Here is a 24,454-nt window from a genome sequence, read left to right as displayed (position 1 = left end):
AAGCAGGGGCGGTATTAAAGCATGGGAGTTTTACACGGCAACGCGCATCGCAGCATGACGATAATCAACGTCGTTGATAGAACCTGCAGGAAAGGGCGCGCGTGAGGGGGGGACAAGGCGCGTGACGATGCCATCTGTCGCGCATCGGCGTAAGATATGCCCGCAAACAGGCAGCGTCAGTTGCCTGCTCATGAGCATTCAGGAAACCGTTATGACCAACAAGCAGCGTTTGATTTACTCGATTCTGATCGCCCTCGGCGTTCTGGCGATCATGCTGGGCTTGTCGCATCTGCAAAACAGCGGTGCCATCACCGAAAAGACCTTTCAGTACATTGCAATCAGCGTGGCGGTGCTGGTGGTGATCCTCAACGGCATCATGCGTCGCAAGGTCAAGCGCTAAGCGCTGGTGACCGGTGCGGTTACCGGGCGCTGTCCTTGCCAATTTCTCCCAGCCATTCCCGGGCGCGGGGGTGCAGGCTGTAGGTCTTGTCGTCGTTGAGGTCGATCACGCCCTCGTCGCACAGACGCTTGAGCACCTCGCGCACGCTCAGAAACGATAGCGGCACATCGAGCCTGAGCAACTGGCTGTGTACGCCGCGCACTCCCAGAGGGTGGCCTTCTTCACTCGAGACCATTAGCGCGTCGAGCACCTTGAGCCTGACCAGGCTGGTGCGCAGGCCGAAGCTTTTCAGGAGCATCCGGATGTGCTCGTTTCCGGGCCGCTCGGTCTCCAGAGCGGGCGACTGTGCCTGCGCAGCCACTGCGGTTTGCCGCAGCAGGGTGCGAGTCGTGATTCCTTGGCGATTGAACATCCGCAAACTCCTTTTCAGGCTTTTTAAACACTCTCAATTACTAAGACGAACGAGCTCGGCAAAACCTCAGTTATCAGTGGAAAAAAATACGCCGCCCAGCCTGTACAGGCTCGCTGCAGTGAGGTGCGCTTGAGGTTAGATGAAGAATCGACGGGCGCGAGAAGAGATCGTTCCGACGATGGGCGCAGCCGAAATTACCGCGCGTCAGCAAGACCGCGAGTGCGATCAGCCTTTCGGAGCGTCGGCGGTGCGACGGTTGAGTACCGGGTTGCCGTTCTGATTCTGCGTCACATACACCGGCAACACCTTGGGCAGAGAGCCCAGCAGGCTCGACAGGTCGTGAGTGTTGTAACTGCCGCCCAGGCGCATGGCTCCGGTTGCACTGTCCGCCAGCAGAATGGGGGTTTGCAGGTAGCGATTGATCAACGGCAGTGCCTGGCTGAGCGGCAGGTCATTGAAGATCAGCTTGCCATTGCGCCACGCCAGGCTGGTATCGCGTGCTTCGGTCTGGCTGATCAGTGGAGCGTCGTCGCCTGCCTTGTAACTGGCCTGCATGCCGGGGGCCAGGGCGTGGCTCGAAGAAGGATGTGCACGATCACTGTTGATCTGAACCGAACCCTCGACCAGCGTCACGCGTACCTGATCCTGATACATCCATACGTTGAAGCGTGTGCCGGTGACCCTGATGCTGCCTGCGCCGGCATCGACCACAAAAGGGTGCGAGCTGTCGTGGCTGACCTCAAAGAACGCCTCGCCCTTTGTCAGCGTGACGCTGCGTCGATCCCGGTAATTGGCGTAGGTCAGCTCGGTACCCAGGTTCAGCTCGGCGCGGCTGCCGTCTTCCAGCATGACCAGGCGTGTAGCGGTGTCGGCGTTGTAGGTTTCGTAGGCGTCAGGCAGCCAGCCCTGATGCCAGCCGACATACCCGGCGATCGGCAGTGCCAGAGCAACGACCGCTGCGGCTGTGGCCAGTTTTGCCCAGCGGCGACCGCGACGAGGCCGAACGTGATCGGGCAGGGCAGCCTGGGTTTGGCGCGCAGGTGCCGGGTTGAGCGGTTCGATTTGCCCGGTGATGTCCCAGACTTCCAGCATGGCGTTGTATTCGATCGCATGCAGGGGGTGGGCCTTCAGCCATTGCTCGAATTCTTTCCGTTCTGCTGCGGTACAGTCTTCTGCATGCAGGCGCATGCACCAATGCGCAGCGGCATCGGTGATCGCGTCGTGTTCTGCCTTGCTGAAAAGAGGGTCGCTCATGGGCGCTCCAGCCTATACCTTCGGCGCATTCTACCCTTTGATTTCAGGCAGAGAGAACATTTGCAGGCCATTGCCCATGAAGGTGCTGCGTATTTTCTGGTGAATGCAAGCGGCTCTCATTGAAAACTCCCCGTCGCATCCTGAGTGCTATTGCCCGGGGAGTGTCCTTGCAGCGTCCGCAGCGCTACTCTCGGGGCTTGCATTCGCCTTGTCGTTCTCGCTAGCGTTCTCGATCTACCGCCATGAACAGGAGTTCCAAATGCGCGCCAATCCTGCCGATCAGTCGACCCGGGCCGTTTCCCTTGAGCAACTGACAGATCTGTTGCGCCGAATCTTCCTCGCCCATGGCACCAGCGCGGAAGTTGCCGGCGTGCTTGCCGAGAACTGCGCCAGCGCCCAGCGTGATGGCTCGCACAGCCATGGCATCTTTCGCATTCCCGGCTATCTCTCATCGCTGGCCAGCGGTTGGGTGGATGGCAAGGCTGTGCCGGTGGTCGAGGATGTCGGCGCTGCGTTTGTCCGGGTCGACGCCGGAGGCGGCTTTGCCCAGCCCGCACTGGCGGCGGCCAGAGCCCTGTTGATCGACAAGGCGCGCAGTGCCGGCATTGCGGTTCTGGCCATCCGCAACTCTCATCACTTCGCTGCGTTATGGCCGGATGTCGAGCCTTTCGCCGAACAGGGGCTGGTCGCCCTGAGCATGGTCAACAGCATGACCTGCGTTGTGCCGCATGGCGCGCGTCAGCCCCTGTTCGGTACCAACCCGATTGCTTTCGCCGCGCCCCGTGCAGGCGGCGAGCCTGTGGTTTTCGATCTGGCGACCAGCGCCGTTGCCCACGGTGATGTGCAGATCGCCGCACGCGAAGGTCGATTGCTGCCAGCAGGCATGGGCGTCGATCGCGACGGCCAGCCCACTGAAGAGCCCCGCGCCATTCTCGAGGGCGGCGCGTTGTTGCCCTTCGGCGGGCACAAGGGCTCAGCACTGTCGATGATGGTCGAGCTGCTGGCCGCAGGGCTGACTGGGGGCAATTTCTCATTCGAATTCGACTGGTCGAAGCATCCCGGGGCACAGACACCCTGGACCGGTCAGTTGCTGATCGTCATCGATCCTGACAAGGGCAGTGGTCAGTCGTTTGCGCAGCGCAGCGAGGAGCTGGTACGACAGCTCCATGGGGCAGGGCAGGAGCGTCTGCCGGGGGATCGGCGTTATAGCGAACGCGCGCGATCAATGGCACACGGTATCAGCATCGCCCAGACTGACCTGGAGCGCCTGCAAGCACTGGCGGGTCATTGAGGCATTTACAAATTCACTGACCATTCGTCGCGACCAGTCTTGTATCAGCGCGCTGTTCAAAATACTGTATGCATGAACAGTAAAAAACGAATGAGGTCTGTCATGTCCCTTAAGTCAGCGCAAAGTCCGATTGCTCAACAACATCGTACGCTCTCTGCAGTCAACGAAATGCAGCGCGAGGATTTTCTCCGGCTGGCGGCCGCACTGCGCCAGTTCAATGCCTACGAGCCGGAGGTGTCGATAGTCATCGCGGCCGCCCGCGCGGGCGGTGAATACCGCCAGGCCAGCGCGATGGAGTAAAGCGGCTGAATGCAGCCACGGCACGTCTTGGGTTGATTGTGAGTATACGTAACGTATATGCTTCATATATTCAACTTGAGGTGAATCATGGGTCTGGTAAAAATTTCCGAAAACATGCACGCCAATCTGCGCTCTGCCAGCGTTGCGCTCAGCCGTTCCATCAATGCGCAGGCCGAGCACTGGATGCGTGTCGGTATGCTCGCTGAACTGCACCCGGCGCTGGATTACAGCGAGATCTGCCAGATGCTGATCCGTCTCGAAAATGCCGGTGAGACCGTGTTGACCGCTTCGAACTTCAACGTCTCGGAGCTTGCAGCTTCCAGCCTGTCCAAGGCGGCCTCATGAGCAGCGCTATCGGTATCAAGACCGAACAGGACCTCGTGCAGTTGCGCATAGCCGGCAGGCTGGCTGCCGATGTGCTCGCGATGATCACGCCTTACGTCAAGGCTGGCGTCAGCACCGAAGCGCTCGACGACATCTGCAATGAATACATCGTCAAAGAGCTGAAAGTGATTCCCGCGAATGTGGGTTATCACGGTTTTACCAAGACCACCTGCATCTCCCCGAATGCCGTAGTGTGCCATGGCATACCTTCTGCCACCGATATCCTCAAGGAAGGCGATATCGTCAATATCGACGTTGCAGTGATCAAAGACGGCTGGTACGGCGATACCAGCCGTATGTACCTGGTGGGTGAGGTCAGCCCGCTGGCCAGGCGTCTGGTCGAGACGACCTATGAGGCAACTCGCGCCGGTATTCATGCCGTGCGTCCGGGGGCAACCCTGGGTGATATCGGTTACGCCATCCAGAGCGTCGCTCATCGCGAAGGCTTCAGCGTGGTGCGTGAGTATTGCGGGCACGGTATCGGGCGCAAGTACCATGAAGAACCGCAGGTTCTGCACTATGGTGCGCAGGGCAAAGGCCTCAGGCTCAAACCGGGCATGGTGTTCACCATCGAGCCGATGATCAATGCGGGCAGGGCGGGCACCCGGACGTTGCCGGATGGCTGGACGGTTCTGACCAGCGACCTCTCACTGTCTGCGCAGTGGGAGCATATGGTTGCCGTCACCTCGACCGGTTTCGAGCTGCTGACGCCGTGGCCTGACGGTACGGGTGATTACCCGGCCATCTGATCCAGTAGGGTCTGGCAATGTATATGAACAATGGCCTTTTCGAAGGCCATTGCTTTGTTGGAAAGGGCGATGCCTCAGGCTTGTAGCGAAGACCTTCTCCAATGCACCTGCGTCACGCCAAAACGCTTGGCCTGCAAGGTTGCGACGCCTATCGGGCCTGCGGATATATTGCCGCTCACTGTCCCGACACCTGCATGCAGGGTCGCACAATGCAATGCATCGCTCTGGCACAGTTGCTTTGCATGATGCAGAAAGCAGTAAGGTTGGCCATTGAACTGATAGTGAATTTCAAATTCCGTTTGATGATTCATCTTCCCTGCCTGCGAACGTGATGATTAGCCTAGCTGTTTTGACGTATGCACGAGAAGGATCGTCCCCGACTACGCCCTTGTTTTCAAAGAGTAGAACGAAAATCATTCTGCTTATGGGCTAGTTAACAGTTGACCGATGAGTGGTTTTGGATTCACTCAGATGCATTCATCAATGGCCGAGCAATCATCCGTATGAGGGCTCGGCCTTTGATCAACTTCGTTATTTACACGACTTCAGGTCTACCGGGCCTACAAAATCATTGCCACGCCCCATGACACAGGCGACCTGCTGGTTACGCTGGCGCTCCCATGCCTGGGGCGGATAGGTTTTGTCCCAGGCTTGATAAAGCTGTTGGTCCTGGCGCGAGAGACGCAAGTTGTATTGTTTGCTCATGTAGAAGTAGGTGCGCGCAATCATGCCGCGTATCGAGGGGCGGGGCATGACCTTTTTGGCCTTGAAATCCACTTGCGTCAGGCAAGAACCGTACTGACCCTTTTGTTCGGGTATCCAGCCAAAACTGAAATTGCTGCGGTCGCCGTTGACCTCGCCGATGCTGGGCACCAGATTATGCAGGTCCGCCTCGGCGCGTTTGTAGACCGGGTCGGTTTTTGTGCAGTTCTTGCGCCCGCCGTTCTGCCAGCATTGGCGCAGGTGGCCGATCTGCCAGGCAGGCACAATGTGCTCCCATTCAATACGACTGGCGCGTTTGGCGCTCTTGCGCGGGACGTAGCCGCAGCCAGCGAGATCGACTCGATTGCCGGTGTATTTGCAGCCGCAGTAAAACTCGGTCGACTGCGGCGCATACAAGCCCCAGGCAACTTTCTTGGCTTCGCTGAAGGTGCGCGGGGCTTGTGCCTGGGCGGCGAACGATGCGGTGATGAGCAGGGCGGTGCAAAGCAGTTTAGAGAATCGAAACGTCATGCCGTCAATCTTCCTTCGGCAACGTCCAGAAGATTTGCACGCCACCGTCGTCGCGCCAGGCGAGGGTGACATTATCGTTCTCGGCTATTTCTTCAAGCAGTTGCGCCCAGTCGTCTTCTGCCTCGTCCGGCTGACGAAAGAGCAAGGCAGCCCTGGATTTCTGCGCGGTGGGCGAGTTGATGATCTTCTGTACCCGCATGCCCATGCGCTCGTAAGGGCCGGGAGTGGAGGGGGTCGCTGCGCTTTGTTTTGCCACGGAAAAAGGTCCCTGAATATTGCTGTACGGGCATACAGTATTTGAGTGTCGGATCTTTCGCAACATCTATGTAAGATAAAGCCTTCCAAATGGCACACTGTTGCCTTGAAAAAAACCTGACGTTTCCGGAGTCACGCATGAATATCAAGTCACTGGCATTTCCGTTACTGGCCTCGGCAGTTGTGCTGCTGGCAGGCTGTTCCACGCCCTCGGTCGTCACGCTGCAAAACGGTACTCAGTACGTGACCAAAGATATGCCCAAGACCAAGACGCGCGACGGTTTCTACGAGTTCGAGGATATCTCCGGCAAGACCATCCGGATCAAGGCCGATGATGTGGCGACGGTCAAACCCGAGGAGTGAAACCCTGCTCATCGTGACGCCCGCTCCCTGCGTTAGCGGGGACGGGCAGCTCGGGCATATTTAATTTCCGGTGGATTGACAAAGGCTGCAGCTTTTTCCATAGTTCGCTCCTCGCAAACGTTTGCGCGACGATGCCCGGCATCGATTCTGCGCCGTTCGCCCGAACAATAATCACAAGATCGGAGATGAACTCATGAAGCTGCCATTCGCTGGACGCCTTCTCGCTGTCGCCATGTTTGCTGCCGTTACGGCAGTCATGCCCCTCTCTGCGGCCTACGCCCAGACGCCTGAAAAACCCAAGGTCGCACTGGTCATGAAGTCGTTGGCCAACGAGTTCTTCCTGACCATGGAAGACGGTGCCAAGGCCTACCAGAAAGAACACGCCACCGAATTCGACCTGATCTCCAACGGGATCAAGGATGAGTCCGACACGTCTGCACAGATCCGCATCGTCGAACAGATGATCGCCTCCAACGTGAATGCGCTGGTGATCGCGCCAGCCGACTCCAAGGCGCTGGTGCCGGTGCTCAAGAAAGCCACCGATGCCGGAATCAAGGTCGTCAACATCGACAACCAGCTCGATGTCGACGTGCTCAAAAGCAAGAACCTGCAAATCCCCTTCGTAGGGCCTGACAACCGCAAGGGTGCCAAGCTGGTGGGCGACTATCTGGCCGGGAAACTGACCGCTGGCGACGAGGTGGGCATCATCGAAGGGGTGTCGACCACCAACAATGCTCAGCAACGCACCGCCGGGTTCAAGGACGCCATGGACGAAGCGAAAATGAAAGTGGTGTCCACGCAGTCCGGTAACTGGGAAATCGACAAGGGCAACGCTGTGGCCTCGGCGATGCTCAACGAATACCCGAACCTGAAAGCCTTGCTGGCCGGTAATGACAGCATGGCGCTGGGCGCCGTCTCTGCAGTGCGTGCGGCAGGCAAGGCTGGCAAGGTCATGGTTGTGGGCTACGACAACATCAATGCGATCAAGCCGATGCTCAAGGATGGCCGGGTTCTGGCCACGGCCGATCAGTACGCAGCCAAGCAGGCGGTCTTCGGCATCGAAGCTGCGCTCAAGCTGGTCAAAGGCGAGAAGGTCGATACCAACGACAAGGGCGTGATCGAAACGCCGGTACAGCTCGTTACTCAACCTTGATCCACGCCGTGTAAAGGTGCCCGTCCGCAGAGGACGGGCGCTGGGAGAAATGTATGTCAGCGTCTGCTCAGACAGCTGTTCTTTCGGTCAGTGGCATCGGCAAAACCTACGCACAGCCCGTACTCGGTGACGTCGACCTGACGTTGATGCGCGGCGAAGTGCTGGCGCTGACCGGGGAAAACGGTGCCGGTAAAAGCACCTTGTCGAAAATCATCGGCGGGCTGGTAACGCCTACCACCGGAAACATGGAATTCCAGGGCCAGCCTTATCAGCCTGCAAGTCGTACCCAGGCCGAAAAGCTCGGCATTCGCATGGTCATGCAGGAACTCAACCTGCTGCCGACCCTGACCGTGGCCGAAAACCTGTTTCTTCACGACCTGCCCCGCAGGGCCGGCTGGATCGACCGCAAGCGCTTGCGCGAAAACGCGACCGAGGCCATGGCCCAAGTGGGGCTCGACGCCATTGATCCCGATACGCTGGTCGGCGAGTTGGGGATTGGCCACCAACAGATGGTCGAGATCGCCCGCAATCTGATCGGCGACTGTCACGTACTGATTCTCGACGAACCCACTGCCATGCTCACCTCGCGCGAAGTGGAAATGCTCTTCGAGCAGATCACACGGCTGCAGGCGCGGGGCGTCTCGATCATCTACATCTCCCACCGGCTTGAAGAGCTGGCCAGGGTGTCCCAGCGCATCGCCGTGCTGCGCGACGGCAAGCTGGTGTGTGTCGAGCCGATTGCCCGCTACAACAGTGAGCAACTGGTGACCCTGATGGTCGGCCGTGAGCTCGGCGAGCATATCGACATGGGCGCCCGGCAGATTGGCGAGGTGGCGCTGTCAGTCAAGGGGCTCAGTCGCGCCGGCAAGGTTCAGGATGTGTCCTTCGACGTGCGTCGAGGTGAAATCTTCGGTATTTCCGGACTGATCGGTGCCGGGCGTACCGAGTTGTTGCGTTTGATTTACGGTGCAGACGTTGCCGACAGCGGTGACATCGAAGTCGGAAGTCCGCTGCAAAAAGTCAGCATTCGCTCGCCAGCCGACGCGGTGGCGCAGGGTATCGCGCTGATCACGGAAGACCGAAAGAGCGAAGGCCTGCTGATGTCGCAATCGATCAGCGCCAACATTGCGCTGGGCAACATGCATTCGATTTCCAGCGCGGGCGTGGTCAACAGCGAAGATGAGCTGAAACTGGCGCAGCGCCAGGTGGCGGCCATGCGCATTCGCAGCTCCAGTCCGGGCCAGCTGGTCTCCGAGTTGTCGGGTGGTAATCAGCAGAAGGTGGTGATCGGTCGCTGGCTGGAACGTGACTGCACGGTGATGCTGTTCGACGAGCCGACACGGGGCATCGACATCGGTGCCAAGTTCGATATCTACGCGCTGCTGGCCGAACTGACCCGTCAGGGCAGGGCGCTGGTGGTGGTGTCCAGCGATCTGCGCGAACTGATGCTGATCTGTGATCGTATCGGCGTGCTGTCTGCCGGTCGCCTGATCGACACGTTCGAGCGCGATAGCTGGACCCAGGACCAATTGCTGGCCGCTGCCTTCGCCGGTTATCAGAAACGTGACGCGCTGCTCAATGATGCGGCGCCCAGGAACGACTCATGAAAAATACTCCTTCTCCGACGCTGACCGTGCCGGTCCGTCGCGGCGGCAACTACTTTGGCCTGGGTACCTACATCGGGCTGGCCGGTGCGTTGCTGGTGATGATCGTGCTGTTTTCGCTGCTCAGCGATCACTTCCTGTCCTACCAGACCTTCAGCATGCTCGCCAACCAGATCCCGGACCTGATGGTGCTGTCGGTCGGCATGACGCTGATCCTCATCATCGGTGGCATCGACCTCTCGGTCGGCTCGGTGCTGGCGCTGGCCGCTTCGGCGGTCAGTGTGGCAATCCTCGGCTGGGGCTGGAGCGTGTTTCCGGCGGCGTTGTTGGGCATCGCCTGTGCGACGCTGGCAGGTACGATCACAGGTTCGATTACGGTTGCCTGGCGCATCCCTTCGTTCATCGTGTCTCTGGGCGTGCTGGAAATGGCCCGTGGTGCGGCCTATCAGATGACCAATTCGCGTACCGCCTACATCGGTGATTCGTTCGCCTGGCTGTCCGATCCGATTGCCTTTGGCATTGCGCCGTCCTTCATCATTGCGTTGCTGATCATCTTCGTCGCCCAGGCGGTACTGACCCGGACCGTTTTCGGTCGCTACCTGATCGGCATCGGCACCAATGAAGAGGCCGTGCGTCTGGCGGGTATCAATCCCAAGCCTTACAAGATTCTGGTGTTCTCGCTGATGGGGCTGCTGGCCGGTGTCGCGGCACTGTTCCAGATATCCAGGCTGGAAGCGGCCGATCCGAATGCCGGTGCCGGGCTTGAGCTGCAGGTCATTGCGGCAGTGGTGATTGGCGGTACCAGCCTGATGGGCGGACGCGGTTCGATCATCAGCACCTTTTTCGGTGTGCTGATCATTTCCGTGCTGGCCGCGGGCCTGGCGCAGATCGGTGCGACCGAGCCGACCAAGCGGATCATCACCGGTGCGGTGATCGTGATTGCTGTGGTGCTGGACACCTACCGCAGCCACCGGGCTCGGCGCCAGGGCTGATATGGCAACCATCAAGGATGTCGCGGCCCTGGCGGGGATCTCGTACACCACGGTCTCCCACGTGCTGAACAAGACCCGGCCGGTGAGCGAGCCGGTCAGGCTCAAGGTCGAAGCCGCCATTGCACAGCTCGATTATGTGCCCAGTGCAGTGGCGCGTTCGCTGAAGGCCAAGACCACCTCGACCATCGGCCTGTTGATTCCCAACGGCATGAACCCTTATTTCGCCGAGTTGGCGCGGGGCATCGAGGATTACTGCGAGCGCAACGGTTTTTGCGTGATCCTCTGCAACTCCGATGATAATCCGGAGAAACAGCGTGGTTATCTGCGCGTGCTGCTGGAAAAGCGCGTGGACGGGCTGATTGTTTCTTCGGTGGGTGGCGACGCGGGTATTGCAGGTGGCCTTGCCGAGGTACGTACGCCGCTGGTGATCGTTGACCGGGAGCTGGACGGTATCGATGCCGACATGGTCCGTATCGACCATGAACAGGGTGCTTATCTGGCAACCCGGCACTTGCTGGACCTGGGACATCGCGCCATTGCCTGTATTGGTGGGCCATTTCACAGCACAGTGGCCGAGATGCGTCTGGCGGGTTATCGGCGCGCCTTGCAACAGGCGTCCGTTCCGGTCCGTGCCGAATGGGCGCTGCACAGTGAGTTCACCAGCTCTGCCGGTCATGAGGCAGCGTGTCAGCTTCTGGCAGCGCATCCGCCGACCGCGATTTTTGCCGGCAACGACGTCATCGCCATCGGTGTGCTGCGCGCCGCCGCCGAGCGCTTGATTCGTGTGCCTCAGGACCTGTCGGTGATCGGTTTCGATGATATCCAGATGAGTCGCTACGTTTATCCGGCGCTGACCACCGTGGGGCAGTCAATCATGCAACTGGGCGAAACCGCTGCAGAAATGCTGCTGAGCAGAATCGCCACACCCCATGCGCTTCCTGCCGAAAAAAGGCTCGTGACGCCCAGCGTCGTGGTGCGCGAGTCTACGGCAGCGCCAAACACTTTATCCAACGAATGACGCGCAAGCACAGCAACGGATTAATCAGCCATGCAAGCAAAAATAGTGATAGTAGGCAGTCTGAACATGGATCTGGTCATCCGCGCCCAGCGTCTGCCACGTCCTGGCGAGACCTTGAGCGGGGAGACATTCGACACCGTGCCTGGCGGCAAAGGCGCCAATCAGGCGGTCGCTGCGGCACGTCTTGGCGCCAGTGTGGCAATGATCGGTTGTGTCGGGGCGGATGCCTACGGCGAACAACTGCGTGCAGCGCTGCTGGCCGAGCAGATCGATTGTCAGGCGGTGACCGTCGTTGAGGGCGTGTCCACCGGTATCGCCTCGATCGTGGTCGACGCCAACAGCCAGAACGCCATTGTCATCGTGGCCGGTGGCAATGGTCGGCTCACTCCGGCATTGCTCGAGCGCTTCGACGCGCTGCTGGCAGATTCGCAAATCGTCATCTGCCAGCTCGAAGTGCCGACCGAAACCGTTTTCCACACCCTGGCCCGCGCCCGTGCGCTGGGCAAGACCGTCATTCTCAATCCTGCCCCGGCCAGCGAGCCCTTGCCGGCAAGCTGGTATGCCCTGATCGACTACCTGATCCCCAATGAAAGCGAAGCGCAGACCCTGACCGGTGTGAACGTCGACTCGCCGGCTGCCGCTGAAAATGCGGCATCGGTCATGCTGGCGGCCGGCGCGCGCAACGTGATCATTACCCTCGGCGAGCACGGAACCCTGTTCGCCAATGCTTCTGGCATGGATCATATTCCCGCGCGACGCGTGCAGGCCGTGGACACCACCGCTGCAGGTGATACCTTTGTCGGCGGTTTTGCGGCGGCGCTGTCCGCAGGCCATGGCGAATTGCAGGCAATTCGTTTCGGTCAGGCTGCGGCGGCCATCTCCGTCACCCGAGCGGGTGCCCAGCCGTCCATCCCGACGTTCGAGGAAGTACAGGAATTCAATTCGCTATGAAAAAGACCCCGCTACTCAATATTGCCCTGTCCCGCGTGATTGCATCGCTGGGTCACGGTGACATCCTGATGATCGTCGACGCCGGCATGCCAGTACCGGCAGGCGTCGAACTGATCGACCTCGCGCTGACCCGCGGTGTGCCGGATTTCATCAGTGTGCTGGATGTCGTGCTGAGTGAAATGCAGGTTGAAAGCCACGTACTGGCCAATGAGATGGCCGAGGTCAAACCGCCTGCGTTGCAGGTGATCGAAAGCCTGAATCTCGACGACCAGTTGGGGCAACAACGCTGGATAAGCCACGAAGACCTCAAGGTCCTGAGTCGCAAGGCCAAGGCAATCATCCGTACCGGAGAATGTCAGCCGTACAGTAATGTGGCGCTGGTGTCCGGAGTCGTCTTCTAATAATTCAAGAAAGGGAGTTTCATATGACATTGATACAGTTTTCCAGACAGTTCATTCGTGGAGCGTTGCTCTTGTCCATTCTCGGTACTGCTGCTGTCCAGGCGGCTGAAAAGCGTGATCTGATCATCGATACGGATCCAGGCGCGGACGATGTCGTTGCGCTGTTACTGGCGCTGGCGTCACCTGAAGAGCTCAACGTGATGGCTATCACCACGGTGGCCGGCAATGTGCGGCTCGACAAGACCTCGCGTAATGCCAGGCTGGCGCGTGAGTGGGCCGGGCGCGAAGAGGTGCCTGTGTATGCCGGTGCGCCCAAGCCGCTGGTGCGTACGCCGATCTATGCCGAGAACGTTCACGGTCAGGAAGGTCTGCCGGGTGTGCCCGTGCACGAGCCCGCCAAGGGCCTTGCCGAAGGCAATGCCGTCGATTACCTGATCCGCACCCTGAGCAAGGCCAAGCCACATAGCATCACCATCGCCATGCTCGGCCCGCAGACCAACCTGGCGCTGGCCTTGGTACAGGCTCCGGAAATCACTCAGGGCATCAAGGAAGTGGTGGTCATGGGTGGCGCGCATTTCAACGGCGGCAATATCACCCCGGTTGCCGAATTCAATCTGTTCGCCGACCCGCATGCCGCGCAGATCGTTCTGGCCAGCGGTGTGAAGCTGACGTATGTGCCGCTGGATGTGACCCACAAGATTCTCACCAGTGAACAACGCCTCAAGCAGATCGCCGCACTGGGCAACAATGCTGGCAAGCTGGTCGACGGCATTCTCAATGAATACGTCAAGCTGGACATGGAGCATTACGGTTTGCCCGGCGGGCCGGTACACGACGCCAGCGTGATTGCCTGGCTGCTCAAGCCCGAGCTGTTTTCCGGGCGGCAGATTAACGTGACCGTGGACACGCGTGAGGGCATCGGTTTTGGTCAGACAGTGGCCGACTGGTACGGCACGCTCAAGCAGCCGCAGAATGTATTCTGGGTCGAGAACGGCGACGCTCAGGGGTTCTTCGATCTGCTGACCGAGCGTCTGGCGCGTCTCAAGTAAGTACGCAACCTGAGGCCGCGTATCAGGCGGGCAGTCCGGCCGCGGCATAGCGGCTCAGCACCTGGCTGATGAAGGCACGGGCACCCTCGGTGCCCAGTTCCTTGATCAGCAGGTCGACTGCGATGATCATCAGTTCTTCCGGATTCCCGGGGCTGTGCGAGCAGTGCCCCTGAGGCCATCTGGCCTTGATGTCCGCGTCTAGGGTTATGGCTGTCATGTCTGTCTGATCTCCACTGAAGGGTCACGCACACGCTGCTCGCTTCCCGGCGTTTGTGTCCCTGGCAGTAAACCATCCCGCGCGCATTTTGACACTTCTACTTAGATATGATCCTGATAGCCCGATTCAATGAGCTGCGGCGATAAACGTTTTGTGACGATTTCCTTGCACGCCCTGTTTCATGCCAAGGCAGACTCCCGTTCCAGGCAGATCAACAGGTTATACAAGGCATGTCGGTCGGACCGTGCAACCAACGCGCCTGAGCGCGGTCGGACAGGGCTGGAAATGTTCATTGGCAGAGGAGGGTGTATGCCCCGGAAATTCGCAACATTGGGTTTTATGGTCGTGGCTTCATTGATGGCAGGCTGCAGCAGTACGGCATCTGATAGCAGTGCCAGTGCTGAAGCGCCCGTCAAGGCCGACGCGCCAGCCAGCAACGCGATACCTGGGCGCTGTGATGCAGGGCTTGCCCAGTTCGCCATTGGCAAGCAGGCGTCCATCGACCTCCTTTCTCAAGTCCGCGCCCGTTCCGGTTCGCAGGATGCGCGCATTCTTGGTCCTGACGACATGGTTACACTGGAATACCGATCCGAGCGGGTAAACGTCAACACCGACGCGTCGGGGAAGGTGACCCGTATCAATTGCGGCTGAGCCGGTACTTTCTTTTGCACATAAAAAAACCCCGTCGGTGACGGGGTTTTTTTTGTGTCAGGTGAATCAGGCCACCTGAACTTCTTCTGCCTGCATGCCTTTCTGGCCTTTAGCAGCAACAAAAGTAACGGTCTGGCCTTCTTTCAGGCTTTTGAAACCGTCGCTCTGGATTGCTTTGAAGTGTACGAACAGGTCGTCACCGCCACCTTGTGGAGTGATAAAGCCGAAGCCTTTTTCATCGTTGAACCATTTTACGGTGCCGGTTTGGCGATTAGACATGGTGTATCTCCAGAAACATAATTTTCAGTAACGTGCTGCTCAGGCCAACTGGGCACACCGGGCTATCATAGTCGAAATGAGCAAAAAAACAGCTATTAAGGTGGGCGCTTTGCGTAAAGGTCCCGTATATGCGGTTCACCATACTCTGCAAACCGCCCTCAGAGGTGCCAGGCTCAGCACAGAAAGGGCCGTATCAATAGCGCTTAAAGCCATGATTTTCATGGCTTTCAGAAGTGCCGGGGCCAACTGCTATCAGCGCTCGGCACGTGCGTCTTACCCCGGCTGAAAAAAATGATTATTTTGTCGCTGTGCAGTTCTCTGCGACCAGTTTTTGCAGTTTTGCCGTCAATGCAGCGGGTGGCGCTGCCTTGGTGTCCTTGAGCGAGGCTATTTCCTTGTCGGTGAAGTGACTGTCTACCTGTTGTGCTCCGCATTCGCAGTGAGTCGTTGCGGTCTTGTCATTCAGCCCCTGTTTCTTGGCCGCAGCCACGCATTCCTGACTGAAGGTGGTGCGTGTCGCTCCATCCATCGCAGCGTGAGCACCCAGCGGGATGAGGGCGGCGCTGCAGACGAGGAGGCTGGTCAGGCGTGAAAACTTCATGGTGTTCTCCTTATTGCTGGAAAAAACGTACGGGGTCTTGCTGGTTTCTGACGCCCATGAAGCCAGCCAGTTCAGGCGGCGTGCCAATTCCATTTCATTTGCGTGGATGTGCATCCCGGCCGGCCTGGCTGTGTTAGGATGCGCGTCCTGTTATTTTCCAGCGCCCCATGGCCAATGGCTTTCGGTGCCGCGCAGGCAGGTTTTTTCGTACATTCCAGTCATCTGGTCCGGTTCAAGGTTGGCCCCAAGGCTCCTGCCACTGTGAGGCAGGCATACCACCGGATCACGTACTGGCTCATCCCAACCCACGTGACCTTTGGTAGGGGTCACCACTAGGAGAGGAGGCGCCATGCCAACTATTACTCTTCCCGACGGCAGTCAACGTTCATTCGATCAGGCGGTTTCCGTAGCCGATGTCGCGCTTTCAATCGGTGCCGGTCTGGCCAAGGCCACCGTCGCCGGCAAGGTCGACGGCAAGCTCGTCGACGCCTGCGACCTGATCGAAAACGATGCCAGCCTGCAGATCATCACCCCCAAGGATCAGGAAGGACTGGAAATCATCCGTCACTCCTGCGCGCACCTGGTAGGGCACGCGGTCAAGCAGTTGTATCCGACTGCAAAAATGGTCATCGGCCCGGTGATCGACGACGGCTTCTATTACGATATCGCCTACGAGCGCCCGTTCACGCCTGACGATATGGCGGCGATCGAACAGCGCATGCAGCAGTTGATCGAAAAAGATTACGACGTCATCAAGAAAGTCACGCCGCGCGCTGAAGTGATCGAGGTGTTCACCGCCCGTCACGAAGATTACAAGCTGCGTCTGGTCGAAGACATGCCGAGCGAGCAGGCCATGGGCCTGTATTACCACGAAGAATACGTCGACATGTGCCGCGGTCCACACGTGCCGAACACTCGCTTCCTGAAGTCATTCAAGTTGACCAAGCTGTCCGGTGCCTACTGGCGTGGCGACGCCAAGAACGAGCAATTGCAGCGCGTCTACGGCACTGCCTGGGCCGACAAGAAACAACTGGCAGCCTACATCCAGCGCATCGAAGAAGCCGAAAAACGCGACCATCGCAAGATCGGCAAGCGTCTCGGCCTGTTCCATACCCAGGAAGAAGCGCCGGGCATGGTTTTCTGGCACCCGCAGGGCTGGACCCTGTATCAGGTGCTTGAGCAGTACATGCGTAAAGTGCAGCGTGAGAATGGCTACCTCGAGATCAAGACCCCGCAAGTGGTCGATCGCTCGCTCTGGGAAAAATCCGGGCACTGGGCCAACTACGCCGACAACATGTTCACCACCGAGTCCGAAAGCCGCGACTACGCGATCAAGCCGATGAACTGCCCTTGCCACGTGCAGGTGTTCAATCAGGGCCTGAAAAGCTACCGCGAGCTGCCGATGCGTCTGGCCGAGTTCGGTGCCTGTCACCGTAACGAGCCGTCGGGTGCCTTGCACGGCATCATGCGCGTGCGTGGCTTCACCCAGGACGATGCGCACATCTTCTGTACCGAAGACCAGATGCAGGCCGAGTCCGCCGCGTTCATCAAGCTGACGCTGGATGTCTACGCCGATTTCGGTTTCAAGGATATCGAACTCAAATTGTCCACTCGCCCTGAAAAGCGTGTAGGCTCCGACGAGCTTTGGGACCGTGCCGAATCGGCGCTGGCTTCCGCACTCGACAGCGCTGGTCTGCCTTACGACCTGCAGCCGGGCGAGGGCGCGTTCTACGGTCCGAAAATCGAGTTCTCCCTCAAGGATTGTCTCGGTCGGGTATGGCAGTGCGGCACCTTGCAGCTGGACTTCAATCTGCCGATCCGTTTGAGTGCCGAGTACGTTTCGGAAGACAACAGTCGCAAGAATCCGGTCATGTTGCACCGCGCAATCCTTGGGTCTTTCGAGCGTTTCATCGGAATTCTGATCGAGCATTACGAAGGGGCGTTTCCGGCCTGGCTGGCGCCTACCCAGGCAGTGATCATGAATATCACTGACAAACAGGCCGATTTTGCCCTCGAAGTGGAAAAAACTCTGGCCGAAAGCGGGTTTCGTGCCAAGTCCGACTTGAGAAATGAAAAGATCGGCTTTAAAATCCGTGAGCATACTTTGCTCAAGGTTCCTTATCTCCTCGTCATTGGAGATCGGGAGGTTGAAATGCAAACTGTCGCTGTGCGTACACGTGAAGGCGCTGACCTTGGCTCGATGCCGGTCGCCCAATTCGCTGAATTCCTCGCACAAGCGGTTTCCCGGCGTGGTCGCCAAGATACGGAGTAATTATTATTAAGCGTGAAATGAGACAAGATAAACGAGCTGCACCCAAGGCCCCGATCAATGAAAATATCTCGGCCCGCGAGGTTCGTTTAATTGGCGCTGACGGCGAGCAGATTGGCATCGTCTCGATTGATGAAGCGCTTCGTATTGCCGAAGAGGCGAAGCTGGATCTGGTAGAGATTTCTGCCGACGCAGTCCCTCCGGTCTGCCGTGTGATGGATTACGGCAAATCGATCTTCGAGAAGAAGAAGCAGGTTGCTGCAGCGAAGAAGAACCAGAAGCAGATCCAGGTTAAAGAAATCAAGTTTCGTCCAGGGACGGAGGAAGGGGATTACCAGGTAAAACTACGCAACCTGGTACGTTTCCTGAGTGACGGGGACAGGGCCAAGGTATCGTTGAGATTCCGCGGTCGTGAGATGGCCCACCAGGAGCTGGGTATGGAGCTGTTGAAGCGGGTTGAAGGTGACCTGCTCGAATACGGTTCCGTCGAACAGCATCCTAAGATGGAAGGACGCCAGCTGATCATGGTCATCGCCCCGAAAAAGAAGAAATAACCACCAGGGCACGGCAGGCCTTGCGGTTATATTTATCAACTGAATGCGGAGTATCCGAACATGCCAAAGATGAAGACTAAAAGTGGTGCAGCTAAGCGGTTTTTGAAAACCGCCAACGGCATCAAGCACAAGCACGCTTTCAAGAGCCACATCCTGACCAAAATGTCGACAAAGCGTAAGCGTCAATTGCGCGGTAGCAGCTTGCTGCATCCGTCTGACGTGGCAAAAGTCGAGCGCATGCTGCGCCTTCGTTAATTTTGATCAAGATATAGAGGAAGTAACTCATGGCTCGTGTAAAGCGTGGCGTCATTGCCCGTAAGCGTCACAAAAAAATTCTGAAACTTGCAAAAGGCTACTACGGCGCGCGTTCACGCGTATTCCGTGTTGCCAAGCAAGCGGTAATCAAGGCAGGCCAATACGCCTACCGTGACCGTCGTCAGAAAAAACGTCAGTTCCGCGCTCTGTGGATCGCTCGTATCAACGCTGGTGCTCGTGTTAACGGTCTGTCCTACAGCCGTTTCATTGCTGGCCTGAAAAAAGCGTCCATCGAGATCGACCGTAAGGTTCTGGCTGATCTGGCAGTGAACGAAAAAGCGGCGTTTGCTGCGATTGTCGAGAAAGCTAAAGCCACCTTGGCCTAAGTCCCCGACAATCACTTGCCCCGGTTCTCCGGGGTCGGTGTTAAACGTCATAAATAGGGGAAGAGCCTTCAGCTCTTCCCCTATTTTGTATCTGGAGTCTGTACATGGAAAACCTGGACGCGCTGGTCTCTCAAGCTCTTGAGGCTGTGCAAAGCGCCGAAGATATCAATGCCCTGGAGCAAATCCGGGTTCACTACCTCGGCAAGAAAGGCGAGTTGACTCAGGTGATGAAGACCCTGGGGAACCTGCCAGCTGAAGAGCGTCCGCAAGTCGGAGCGCTGATCAACGTTGCCAAGGAACGTGTCACAGAGGTTCTCAATGCACGCAAGGCATCGTTTGAGCAGGCAGAACTGACTGCCAGGCTCGCAGCCGAATGCATCGATGTGACCCTGCCGGGCCGCGGTCAGACCTCAGGTGGTCTGCACCCCATTACCCGTACTCTGGAACGTATCGAACAATTCTTCACGCACATCGGCTACGGCATCGCCGAAGGCCCTGAAGTGGAAGACGATTACCACAACTTCGAGGCGCTCAACATCCCAGGCCACCACCCGGCCCGGTCGATGCACGACACCTTCTATTTCAACGCGAACATGCTGCTGCGCACCCACACCTCGCCGGTACAGGTACGCACCATGGAATCGCAGCAGCCGCCGATCCGCATCGTCTGCCCAGGCCGTGTGTACCGTAGCGACTCGGATATCACCCACTCGCCGATGTTCCACCAGATCGAAGGCCTGCTGGTCGATCGCGACATCAATTTTGCCGATCTGAAAGGCACCATCGAAGAATTCCTGCGTGTGTTCTTCGAGAAAGAGCTGGCCGTGCGCTTCCGTCCTTCGTATTTCCCGTTCACCGAGCCCTCGGCGGAAGTGGATATGGAATGCGTGATGTGCAGTGGCAAGGGCTGCCGCGTCTGCAAACAGACCGGCTGGCTTGAAGTCATGGGGTGCGGCATGGTCCACCCGAACGTGCTGCGCATGTCCGGCATCGATCCTGAAGAGTTTCAGGGCTTTGCGTTCGGCATGGGCGTAGAGCGTCTGGCCATGCTGCGTTACGGCGTCAATGATTTGCGCCTGTTCTTCGACAACGATTTGCGGTTCCTCGCGCAATTTCGCTAAGTCGTACGAACCCATCAGGAGAGCAGGATGAAATTCAGTGAACAATGGCTGCGCGGCTGGGTAAGCCCGCAGGTTTCCCGCGACGAGCTGGTTGCTCGTCTGTCGATGGCCGGTCTTGAGGTTGACAGCGTGACGCTGGCCGCCGGCGTTTTCAGCGGCGTGGTAGTGGGGGAGGTGCTGAGCACCGAGCAACACCCCGATGCCGACAAGTTGCGTGTGTGTCAGGTCAGCAATGGCAGCGAAACCTTTCAGGTCGTCTGTGGCGCGCCAAACGTGCGTCCGGGCCTGAAAATTCCATTCGCCATGATCGGCGCCGAGCTTCCGGGCGACTTCAAGATCAAGAAAGCCAAGCTGCGCGGCGTCGAGTCCAACGGCATGTTGTGTTCGGCTGCCGAGTTGCAGGCCGGCGAGGGCAATGATGGCTTGATGGAGCTGGCAGCCGATGCGCCAGTCGGTCAGGACATTCGTGTCTATCTGAGCCTGGACGATGCCAGCATCGAGGTCGACCTGACCCCGAACCGTGGCGACTGCCTGTCGGTGGCCGGTCTGGCGCGTGAAGTCGGTGCGCTTTACGCCGCTGAGGTCACCCGTCCGCAGGTCGCTGCTGTCAGCGCTGTACACGATGAAGTGCGCCCGGTCGAAGTGCTGGCGCCGGCTGCATGCCCGCGCTACCTGGGCCGTGTGATCCGCAACGTCGACCTGTCGCGTCCGACCCCGCTGTGGATGGTCGAGCGTCTGCGTCGTTCCGACGTGCGCAGCATCGATGCCGCTGTCGACATCACCAACTACGTGATGCTGGAACTGGGTCAGCCTCTGCATGCGTTCGATCTGGCCGAAATCAACGGCGGGATTCGTGTGCGTATGGCCGAGGAGGGCGAGAAGCTCGTTCTGCTCGACGGCCAGGAAGTCAGCCTGCGTGCCGACACGCTGGTCATTGGCGATCACCAGCGCGCGCTGGCAATCGCCGGTGTCATGGGTGGCGAGCACAGCGGTGTGACTGCCGGTACTCGCGATATTTTCCTGGAAAGCGCGTTCTTCGACACCATTTCGGTGGCCGGCAAGGCGCGTTCCTATGGCTTGCATACCGACGCTTCGCACCGCTACGAGCGTGGTGTGGACTGGCAACTGGCCCGTGAAGCCATGGAGCGGGCCACTGGCCTGCTGCTGGAAATCACCGGTGGCGAAGCCGGCCCCGTGATCGAAGTGGTCAGCGAGCAGCATTTGCCGTCGATCGCCCCGGTTACGCTGCGCGCCAGCCGCGTCGAGCAGATGCTCGGTCTGGTGATCGAAAACGCTGAAATCGAACGCCTGCTGAAAGGTCTCGGTCTGGCTGTGACTGCCGAAGCCGATGGGCAATGGCGTGTCGAAGTGCCAAGTCATCGTTTCGACATCAGCCTTGAAGTCGACCTGATCGAAGAGCTGGCACGTCTTTACGGCTACAACCGTCTGCCGGTCCGCTATCCACAGGCCCGTCTGGCTCCTCAGGCCAAGGCCGAAGCCAGCGGCGATCTGCCTGAGCTGCGCCGCCTGCTGGTTGCCCGCGGTTATCAGGAAGCGATCACCTACAGCTTCATCGACCCGAAATGGTTCGAGCTGTTCTCGCCGGGCGCCAAGCCCTTGCTGCTGGCCAACCCGATCTCCAATGACATGGCGGCCATGCGTGCCTCGTTGTGGCCGGGTCTGGTCAAGGCGCTGCAGCACAACCTCAACCGCCAGCAGGACCGCGTGCGGATGTTCGAAAGCGGCCTGCGCTTCGTCGGTCAGCTCGATGGCTTGAAGCAAGAGCCCATGCTGGCGGGCGTTGTCTGCGGCAGCCGCCTGCCGGAAGGCTGGGCGCAAGGTCGTGATGCAGTCGATTTCTTCGACGTCAAGGCTGACGTTGAAGCGGTTCTGGGCTTTGCCGGTGCACTGGGCGAGTTCACCTTCACGCCGGGTCAGCATCCTGCCTTGCACCCAGGCCAGACGGCGCGCATCGAGCGTGATGGCCGTGAGGTCGGTTTCCTGGGCGCCATTCACCCGGAACTGTCGAAAACCCTGGGGCTGGATCGTCCGGTGTTTGTTTTCGAGCTGGTTCTGGCGGAAGTGTCGACCGGCCGTCTGCCGAAATTCCACGAGCTGTCGCGCTTCCCTGAAGTGCGCCGCGACCTGGCGCTGCTGGCCGATCGGGATGTTTCGGCCAGTGCGGTTCTGGACGTTATTCGTGAAAATGCAGGCGAGTGGCTCACAGACCTCAGGTTATTTGATGTTTACCAGGGTAAAGGCATTGATCCGCATAGAAAAAGCCTTGCAGTCGGCTTGACCTGGCAGCATCCATCACGCACTCTTAATGACGATGAGGTAAACGCAACGACACTTGCTATCCTCACCTCGCTTGAGGAGAGGTTAAACGCCACGTTAAGGAAGTAGCGTATGGGGGCTCTGACGAAAGCTGAGATGGCCGAACGTCTGTACGAAGAGCTGGGCCTGAATAAACGGGAAGCCAAGGAACTGGTCGAACTGTTTTTTGAAGAAATCAGGCACGCTCTGGAAGATAACGAGCAGGTGAAGTTGTCAGGTTTCGGCAACTTCGACCTTCGAGACAAGCGCCAGCGGCCTGGGAGAAATCCCAAGACCGGTGAAGAGATTCCGATTACGGCGCGCCGTGTGGTCACCTTTCGTCCAGGGCAGAAGCTGAAGGCCCGAGTTGAGGCATATGCTGGAACCAAGTCATAACGACGAGCTGCCGCCGATCCCCGGCAAACGCTACTTCACCATCGGTGAGGTCAGCGAGCTCTGCGCGGTAAAACCGCACGTTCTGCGTTATTGGGAGCAGGAGTTTCCTCAACTCAACCCCGTCAAGCGACGCGGAAACCGTCGGTATTATCAGCGCCAGGACGTGCTGATGATCCGCCAGATCCGCGGCCTGCTATACGATCAGGGCTTCACCATCGGTGGCGCCCGACTTCGTCTTACCGCCGGTGAACCAAAGGATGACACCCAGCAGTACAAGCAGATGATTCGCGAGATGATTGCGGAGCTGGAAGACGTACTCGTCATGCTCAAGGCGTAATTGAGCAGTCAGGATACTTCCAAAATTCAAATGCTTAGGGTATATTCCTCAACGTTTTCGCAGGTTGCAAAACAGATACACGCCTAGTCGGGGCGTAGCGCAGTCCGGTAGCGCACTAGCATGGGGTGCTAGGGGTCGAGTGTTCGAATCACTCCGTCCCGACCATATAATTCAAAGGGTTGCGAGATTTTATCTCGCGACCCTTTTTTGTTTTTAAGCGTTTTTACCCCTACAAAAATTCTGGCTCTTGGTTGAATCTTCAGCAGCTACAAAGTTCATGGCGCGAGAAGAGTGCTTCGCTGTGTGCTGGAAGGGGACGGCCGTTAAAGAGCCTTTTCCGGTGCCGGTTGGTCGTTGGGTTGGGCGATGATTGTTTTGAGCTCTGCGCTCATGGGGAATTTGAGATTCAAGCCTTTGGGAGGGATGGGCTGAGTAAACCATTTATCGTAGATGGCGTTGATTTCACCTGAGACAAAAAGTGACTTAATCGAGTCATCCACGACTTTTTTGAGATCCGGATCACCCCGACGCATTGTGCAACCATAGATTTCGTTGGATTGCGGGGTGCCAGTCACTACCCAATCTTCCGGTTTCTTTGCCTTTGCCATTTCGCCCGCTAGCAATGCGTCGTCCTGCATAAACGCAATGGCGCGGCCGGACTCGAGCATTTGGTAAGACTCGCCAATGTCTTTGGCAGAGATTACGTTCATGTTCATCTTTTTCTCGGCATTCATGACCTTGAGCATCCGCTCGGCAGTGCTGCCAGCAGTAGTCACTACGTTCTTGCCGTTGAGATCTTGAAAGTCCTTGTAAACCGAATCCTTCCTGACCAACAGACGGGTGCTGGCTTCAAAAATGCCGACCGAGAAGTCGACCTGCCGAGCTCTCTCGGCGGTATTGGTTGTGGAGCCGCACTCCAGGTCCACAGTGCCGTTTTGCACCAGTGGGATACGCGTCTGTGATGTCACCAGGTTGTACCGTACGTTCAGCTTGGGCATACCGAGTTCTTGCTTGATAGCCTCGACAATCTTTAATTGAATGTCATGGGAGTAGCCCATCGGCTGACCGGATCCGTCGGCCATATAAGAGAAGGGAATGGAAGAGTCTCGGTGACCCAGGGTGATGGTCCCCGAGGTCTTGATTTTCTTAAGCGTGCCGGTGGGTTCGGCAGCCATGAGGGCAGTACTACTTAAGGCCACAGTCAGGGTAACGCCCAGGATTGCAGAGAAGGTACGCATCAAAAGCTCCTCATTAGGGTGAGGC

General features: G+C 58.2%; 31 protein-coding genes and 1 tRNA gene. 23 read left to right on the top strand and 9 right to left on the bottom strand.

The window, feature by feature from the left end; genetic code table 11:
• Positions 1-211: 211 nt before the first annotated feature.
• Positions 212-400, top strand: coding sequence for a hypothetical protein (locus KBY02_RS09250; protein ID WP_003393013.1), 189 nt, complete (start codon positions 212-214; stop codon positions 398-400).
• Positions 401-419: 19 nt separating this feature from the next.
• Here KBY02_RS09250 and KBY02_RS09245 read toward each other — a convergent pair whose 3' ends face one another.
• Positions 420-812 carry a hypothetical protein gene (locus KBY02_RS09245; RefSeq protein WP_004408469.1) on the bottom strand — a complete coding sequence of 131 codons (393 nt, stop codon included), beginning with the start codon at positions 810-812 and terminating at the stop codon, positions 420-422.
• A gap of 225 nt (positions 813-1,037) precedes the next feature.
• Positions 1,038-2,066 (bottom strand): FecR family protein, encoded by a 1,029-nt coding sequence (locus tag KBY02_RS09240; RefSeq protein ID WP_116893329.1) that lies wholly within the window; start codon positions 2,064-2,066, stop codon positions 1,038-1,040.
• A gap of 259 nt (positions 2,067-2,325) precedes the next feature.
• On the opposite strand from KBY02_RS09240, the gene KBY02_RS09235 reads away from it, so the two are divergent.
• From KBY02_RS09235 to map, 4 genes are all read left to right on the top strand, one after another.
• The gene (locus KBY02_RS09235) at positions 2,326-3,357 is read left to right on the top strand and encodes an Ldh family oxidoreductase (protein ID WP_058399456.1); all 1,032 of its coding nucleotides are present in this window, start codon (positions 2,326-2,328) and stop codon (positions 3,355-3,357) included.
• 102 nt (positions 3,358-3,459) lie between these two features.
• Positions 3,460-3,657 carry a hypothetical protein gene (locus KBY02_RS09230; RefSeq protein WP_011267459.1) on the top strand — a complete coding sequence of 66 codons (198 nt, stop codon included), beginning with the start codon at positions 3,460-3,462 and terminating at the stop codon, positions 3,655-3,657.
• 87 nt (positions 3,658-3,744) lie between these two features.
• The gene (locus KBY02_RS09225) at positions 3,745-4,002 is read left to right on the top strand and encodes a ParD-like family protein (RefSeq protein ID WP_004408456.1); all 258 of its coding nucleotides are present in this window, start codon (positions 3,745-3,747) and stop codon (positions 4,000-4,002) included.
• Complete coding sequence (gene map / locus KBY02_RS09220; protein WP_003346035.1) at positions 3,999-4,790, top strand: type I methionyl aminopeptidase; 792 nt, start codon at positions 3,999-4,001, stop codon at positions 4,788-4,790. Before KBY02_RS09225 ends, map begins: the two co-directional genes overlap by 4 nt.
• Positions 4,791-4,864: 74 nt before the next feature.
• On the opposite strand, the gene KBY02_RS09215 is transcribed toward map, so the two are convergent.
• The 3 genes from KBY02_RS09215 to KBY02_RS09205 all read right to left on the bottom strand — a co-directional run bounded on the left by KBY02_RS09215 (position 4,865) and on the right by KBY02_RS09205 (position 6,279).
• Positions 4,865-5,101 (bottom strand): DUF6555 family protein, encoded by a 237-nt coding sequence (locus KBY02_RS09215; RefSeq protein ID WP_011267460.1) that lies wholly within the window; start codon positions 5,099-5,101, stop codon positions 4,865-4,867.
• A 220-nt stretch (positions 5,102-5,321) separates the two neighbouring features.
• On the bottom strand, positions 5,322-6,023 hold the full coding sequence (locus KBY02_RS09210) for an endonuclease (RefSeq protein ID WP_011267461.1): 702 nt from the start codon (positions 6,021-6,023) through the stop codon (positions 5,322-5,324).
• A gap of 4 nt (positions 6,024-6,027) precedes the next feature.
• Positions 6,028-6,279 carry a DUF1654 domain-containing protein gene (locus KBY02_RS09205; protein ID WP_003416220.1) on the bottom strand — a complete coding sequence of 84 codons (252 nt, stop codon included), beginning with the start codon at positions 6,277-6,279 and terminating at the stop codon, positions 6,028-6,030.
• A 137-nt stretch (positions 6,280-6,416) separates the two neighbouring features.
• On the opposite strand from KBY02_RS09205, the gene KBY02_RS09200 reads away from it, so the two are divergent.
• The 8 genes from KBY02_RS09200 to KBY02_RS09165 all read left to right on the top strand — a co-directional run bounded on the left by KBY02_RS09200 (position 6,417) and on the right by KBY02_RS09165 (position 13,809).
• A complete protein-coding gene (locus KBY02_RS09200) occupies positions 6,417-6,641 on the top strand; it encodes a YgdI/YgdR family lipoprotein (RefSeq protein ID WP_003315580.1) in 225 nt (74 codons plus the stop codon).
• Positions 6,642-6,834: 193 nt separating this feature from the next.
• Positions 6,835-7,794 carry a sugar ABC transporter substrate-binding protein gene (locus KBY02_RS09195; protein ID WP_004408447.1) on the top strand — a complete coding sequence of 320 codons (960 nt, stop codon included), beginning with the start codon at positions 6,835-6,837 and terminating at the stop codon, positions 7,792-7,794.
• 53 nt (positions 7,795-7,847) lie between these two features.
• Entirely contained in the window at positions 7,848-9,401 is a 1,554-nt protein-coding gene (locus KBY02_RS09190) for a sugar ABC transporter ATP-binding protein (protein ID WP_116828148.1), read from the top strand.
• Positions 9,398-10,390 (top strand): ABC transporter permease, encoded by a 993-nt coding sequence (locus KBY02_RS09185; RefSeq protein ID WP_004408445.1) that lies wholly within the window; start codon positions 9,398-9,400, stop codon positions 10,388-10,390. The genes KBY02_RS09190 and KBY02_RS09185 overlap by 4 nt, the downstream gene beginning before the upstream one ends.
• A gap of 1 nt (position 10,391) precedes the next feature.
• Entirely contained in the window at positions 10,392-11,408 is a 1,017-nt protein-coding gene (locus KBY02_RS09180) for a LacI family DNA-binding transcriptional regulator (RefSeq protein ID WP_024652228.1), read from the top strand.
• Between the two features lie 30 nt (positions 11,409-11,438).
• Positions 11,439-12,359 carry a ribokinase gene (gene rbsK, locus KBY02_RS09175; protein ID WP_011267464.1) on the top strand — a complete coding sequence of 307 codons (921 nt, stop codon included), beginning with the start codon at positions 11,439-11,441 and terminating at the stop codon, positions 12,357-12,359.
• On the top strand, positions 12,356-12,760 hold the full coding sequence (rbsD, locus tag KBY02_RS09170; RefSeq protein WP_024639017.1) for a D-ribose pyranase: 405 nt from the start codon (positions 12,356-12,358) through the stop codon (positions 12,758-12,760). The genes rbsK and rbsD overlap by 4 nt, the downstream gene beginning before the upstream one ends.
• A gap of 23 nt (positions 12,761-12,783) precedes the next feature.
• The gene (locus KBY02_RS09165; RefSeq protein WP_011267466.1) at positions 12,784-13,809 is read left to right on the top strand and encodes a nucleoside hydrolase; all 1,026 of its coding nucleotides are present in this window, start codon (positions 12,784-12,786) and stop codon (positions 13,807-13,809) included.
• A 22-nt stretch (positions 13,810-13,831) separates the two neighbouring features.
• Here KBY02_RS09165 and KBY02_RS09160 read toward each other — a convergent pair whose 3' ends face one another.
• The gene (locus tag KBY02_RS09160) at positions 13,832-14,026 is read right to left on the bottom strand and encodes a hypothetical protein (protein ID WP_011267467.1); all 195 of its coding nucleotides are present in this window, start codon (positions 14,024-14,026) and stop codon (positions 13,832-13,834) included.
• Between the two features lie 309 nt (positions 14,027-14,335).
• Between KBY02_RS09160 and KBY02_RS09155 the strand changes: the two genes are divergently transcribed.
• Entirely contained in the window at positions 14,336-14,677 is a 342-nt protein-coding gene (locus tag KBY02_RS09155; protein WP_011267468.1) for a lipoprotein, read from the top strand.
• Positions 14,678-14,743: 66 nt separating this feature from the next.
• Here the strand turns inward: KBY02_RS09155 and KBY02_RS09150 are convergent, their stop codons facing one another.
• Together KBY02_RS09150 and KBY02_RS09145 are read right to left on the bottom strand one after the other, a co-directional pair.
• Complete coding sequence (locus tag KBY02_RS09150) at positions 14,744-14,956, bottom strand: cold-shock protein (protein WP_003315566.1); 213 nt, start codon at positions 14,954-14,956, stop codon at positions 14,744-14,746.
• A gap of 295 nt (positions 14,957-15,251) precedes the next feature.
• A complete protein-coding gene (locus KBY02_RS09145) occupies positions 15,252-15,557 on the bottom strand; it encodes a hypothetical protein (protein ID WP_011267469.1) in 306 nt (101 codons plus the stop codon).
• A gap of 349 nt (positions 15,558-15,906) precedes the next feature.
• On the opposite strand from KBY02_RS09145, the gene thrS reads away from it, so the two are divergent.
• The 9 genes from thrS to KBY02_RS09100 all read left to right on the top strand — a co-directional run bounded on the left by thrS (position 15,907) and on the right by KBY02_RS09100 (position 23,356).
• Entirely contained in the window at positions 15,907-17,829 is a 1,923-nt protein-coding gene (gene thrS / locus KBY02_RS09140) for a threonine--tRNA ligase (protein WP_011267470.1), read from the top strand.
• Positions 17,829-18,380, top strand: a complete 552-nt coding sequence (infC, locus tag KBY02_RS09135) for a translation initiation factor IF-3 (RefSeq protein WP_170846037.1) — start codon at positions 17,829-17,831, stop codon at positions 18,378-18,380. The genes thrS and infC overlap by 1 nt, the downstream gene beginning before the upstream one ends.
• A 60-nt stretch (positions 18,381-18,440) precedes the next feature.
• The gene (rpmI, locus tag KBY02_RS09130; RefSeq protein WP_002553160.1) at positions 18,441-18,635 is read left to right on the top strand and encodes a 50S ribosomal protein L35; all 195 of its coding nucleotides are present in this window, start codon (positions 18,441-18,443) and stop codon (positions 18,633-18,635) included.
• 29 nt (positions 18,636-18,664) lie between these two features.
• Positions 18,665-19,021: a 50S ribosomal protein L20 gene (gene rplT, locus KBY02_RS09125; protein WP_002553161.1), complete on the top strand. Its 357-nt coding sequence runs from the start codon at positions 18,665-18,667 to the stop codon at positions 19,019-19,021.
• 104 nt (positions 19,022-19,125) lie between these two features.
• The gene (pheS, locus tag KBY02_RS09120) at positions 19,126-20,142 is read left to right on the top strand and encodes a phenylalanine--tRNA ligase subunit alpha (protein ID WP_003367019.1); all 1,017 of its coding nucleotides are present in this window, start codon (positions 19,126-19,128) and stop codon (positions 20,140-20,142) included.
• A gap of 27 nt (positions 20,143-20,169) precedes the next feature.
• Positions 20,170-22,548: a phenylalanine--tRNA ligase subunit beta gene (gene pheT, locus KBY02_RS09115; protein ID WP_225650215.1), complete on the top strand. Its 2,379-nt coding sequence runs from the start codon at positions 20,170-20,172 to the stop codon at positions 22,546-22,548.
• 3 nt (positions 22,549-22,551) lie between these two features.
• A complete protein-coding gene (ihfA, locus tag KBY02_RS09110) occupies positions 22,552-22,854 on the top strand; it encodes an integration host factor subunit alpha (protein ID WP_002553164.1) in 303 nt (100 codons plus the stop codon).
• Positions 22,835-23,191 (top strand): MerR family transcriptional regulator, encoded by a 357-nt coding sequence (locus KBY02_RS09105; RefSeq protein ID WP_004408375.1) that lies wholly within the window; start codon positions 22,835-22,837, stop codon positions 23,189-23,191. The genes ihfA and KBY02_RS09105 overlap by 20 nt, the downstream gene beginning before the upstream one ends.
• Positions 23,192-23,279: 88 nt before the next feature.
• Positions 23,280-23,356, top strand: a tRNA-Pro gene (locus tag KBY02_RS09100).
• A 158-nt stretch (positions 23,357-23,514) separates the two neighbouring features.
• On the opposite strand, the gene KBY02_RS09095 is transcribed toward KBY02_RS09100, so the two are convergent.
• The gene (locus tag KBY02_RS09095) at positions 23,515-24,429 is read right to left on the bottom strand and encodes a transporter substrate-binding domain-containing protein (RefSeq protein ID WP_011267472.1); all 915 of its coding nucleotides are present in this window, start codon (positions 24,427-24,429) and stop codon (positions 23,515-23,517) included.
• Between the last annotated feature and the right edge of the window lie 25 nt (positions 24,430-24,454).

The sequence above is a fragment of the Pseudomonas sp. P129 genome, from assembly GCF_020312195.1.
Taxonomy (GTDB): Bacteria; Pseudomonadota; Gammaproteobacteria; order Pseudomonadales; family Pseudomonadaceae; genus Aquipseudomonas; species Aquipseudomonas fragariae.
The sequence above is the reverse complement of the archived record's forward strand: the minus strand, read 5'-3'. Positions and strand labels throughout refer to the sequence as shown.

Bases quoted from the DNA above. Each gene is read 5' to 3' on its own strand.
- KBY02_RS09250 (WP_003393013.1), top strand. From the start codon at position 212: ATGACCAACAAGCAGCGTTTGATTTACTCGATTCTGATCGCCCTCGGC.
- KBY02_RS09245 (WP_004408469.1), bottom strand. From the start codon at position 812: ATGTTCAATCGCCAAGGAATCACGACTCGCACCCTGCTGCGGCAAACC.
- KBY02_RS09240 (WP_116893329.1), bottom strand. From the start codon at position 2,066: ATGAGCGACCCTCTTTTCAGCAAGGCAGAACACGACGCGATCACCGAT.
- KBY02_RS09235 (WP_058399456.1), top strand. From the start codon at position 2,326: ATGCGCGCCAATCCTGCCGATCAGTCGACCCGGGCCGTTTCCCTTGAG.
- KBY02_RS09230 (WP_011267459.1), top strand. From the start codon at position 3,460: ATGTCCCTTAAGTCAGCGCAAAGTCCGATTGCTCAACAACATCGTACG.
- KBY02_RS09225 (WP_004408456.1), top strand. From the start codon at position 3,745: ATGGGTCTGGTAAAAATTTCCGAAAACATGCACGCCAATCTGCGCTCT.
- map (WP_003346035.1), top strand. From the start codon at position 3,999: ATGAGCAGCGCTATCGGTATCAAGACCGAACAGGACCTCGTGCAGTTG.
- KBY02_RS09215 (WP_011267460.1), bottom strand. From the start codon at position 5,101: ATGAATCATCAAACGGAATTTGAAATTCACTATCAGTTCAATGGCCAA.
- KBY02_RS09210 (WP_011267461.1), bottom strand. From the start codon at position 6,023: ATGACGTTTCGATTCTCTAAACTGCTTTGCACCGCCCTGCTCATCACC.
- KBY02_RS09200 (WP_003315580.1), top strand. From the start codon at position 6,417: ATGAATATCAAGTCACTGGCATTTCCGTTACTGGCCTCGGCAGTTGTG.
- KBY02_RS09195 (WP_004408447.1), top strand. From the start codon at position 6,835: ATGAAGCTGCCATTCGCTGGACGCCTTCTCGCTGTCGCCATGTTTGCT.
- KBY02_RS09190 (WP_116828148.1), top strand. From the start codon at position 7,848: ATGTCAGCGTCTGCTCAGACAGCTGTTCTTTCGGTCAGTGGCATCGGC.
- KBY02_RS09185 (WP_004408445.1), top strand. From the start codon at position 9,398: ATGAAAAATACTCCTTCTCCGACGCTGACCGTGCCGGTCCGTCGCGGC.
- KBY02_RS09180 (WP_024652228.1), top strand. From the start codon at position 10,392: ATGGCAACCATCAAGGATGTCGCGGCCCTGGCGGGGATCTCGTACACC.
- rbsK (WP_011267464.1), top strand. From the start codon at position 11,439: ATGCAAGCAAAAATAGTGATAGTAGGCAGTCTGAACATGGATCTGGTC.
- rbsD (WP_024639017.1), top strand. From the start codon at position 12,356: ATGAAAAAGACCCCGCTACTCAATATTGCCCTGTCCCGCGTGATTGCA.
- KBY02_RS09165 (WP_011267466.1), top strand. From the start codon at position 12,784: ATGACATTGATACAGTTTTCCAGACAGTTCATTCGTGGAGCGTTGCTC.
- KBY02_RS09160 (WP_011267467.1), bottom strand. From the start codon at position 14,026: ATGACAGCCATAACCCTAGACGCGGACATCAAGGCCAGATGGCCTCAG.
- KBY02_RS09155 (WP_011267468.1), top strand. From the start codon at position 14,336: ATGCCCCGGAAATTCGCAACATTGGGTTTTATGGTCGTGGCTTCATTG.
- KBY02_RS09150 (WP_003315566.1), bottom strand. From the start codon at position 14,956: ATGTCTAATCGCCAAACCGGCACCGTAAAATGGTTCAACGATGAAAAA.
- KBY02_RS09145 (WP_011267469.1), bottom strand. From the start codon at position 15,557: ATGAAGTTTTCACGCCTGACCAGCCTCCTCGTCTGCAGCGCCGCCCTC.
- thrS (WP_011267470.1), top strand. From the start codon at position 15,907: ATGCCAACTATTACTCTTCCCGACGGCAGTCAACGTTCATTCGATCAG.
- rpmI (WP_002553160.1), top strand. From the start codon at position 18,441: ATGCCAAAGATGAAGACTAAAAGTGGTGCAGCTAAGCGGTTTTTGAAA.
- rplT (WP_002553161.1), top strand. From the start codon at position 18,665: ATGGCTCGTGTAAAGCGTGGCGTCATTGCCCGTAAGCGTCACAAAAAA.
- pheS (WP_003367019.1), top strand. From the start codon at position 19,126: ATGGAAAACCTGGACGCGCTGGTCTCTCAAGCTCTTGAGGCTGTGCAA.
- pheT (WP_225650215.1), top strand. From the start codon at position 20,170: ATGAAATTCAGTGAACAATGGCTGCGCGGCTGGGTAAGCCCGCAGGTT.
- ihfA (WP_002553164.1), top strand. From the start codon at position 22,552: ATGGGGGCTCTGACGAAAGCTGAGATGGCCGAACGTCTGTACGAAGAG.
- KBY02_RS09105 (WP_004408375.1), top strand. From the start codon at position 22,835: ATGCTGGAACCAAGTCATAACGACGAGCTGCCGCCGATCCCCGGCAAA.
- KBY02_RS09095 (WP_011267472.1), bottom strand. From the start codon at position 24,429: ATGCGTACCTTCTCTGCAATCCTGGGCGTTACCCTGACTGTGGCCTTA.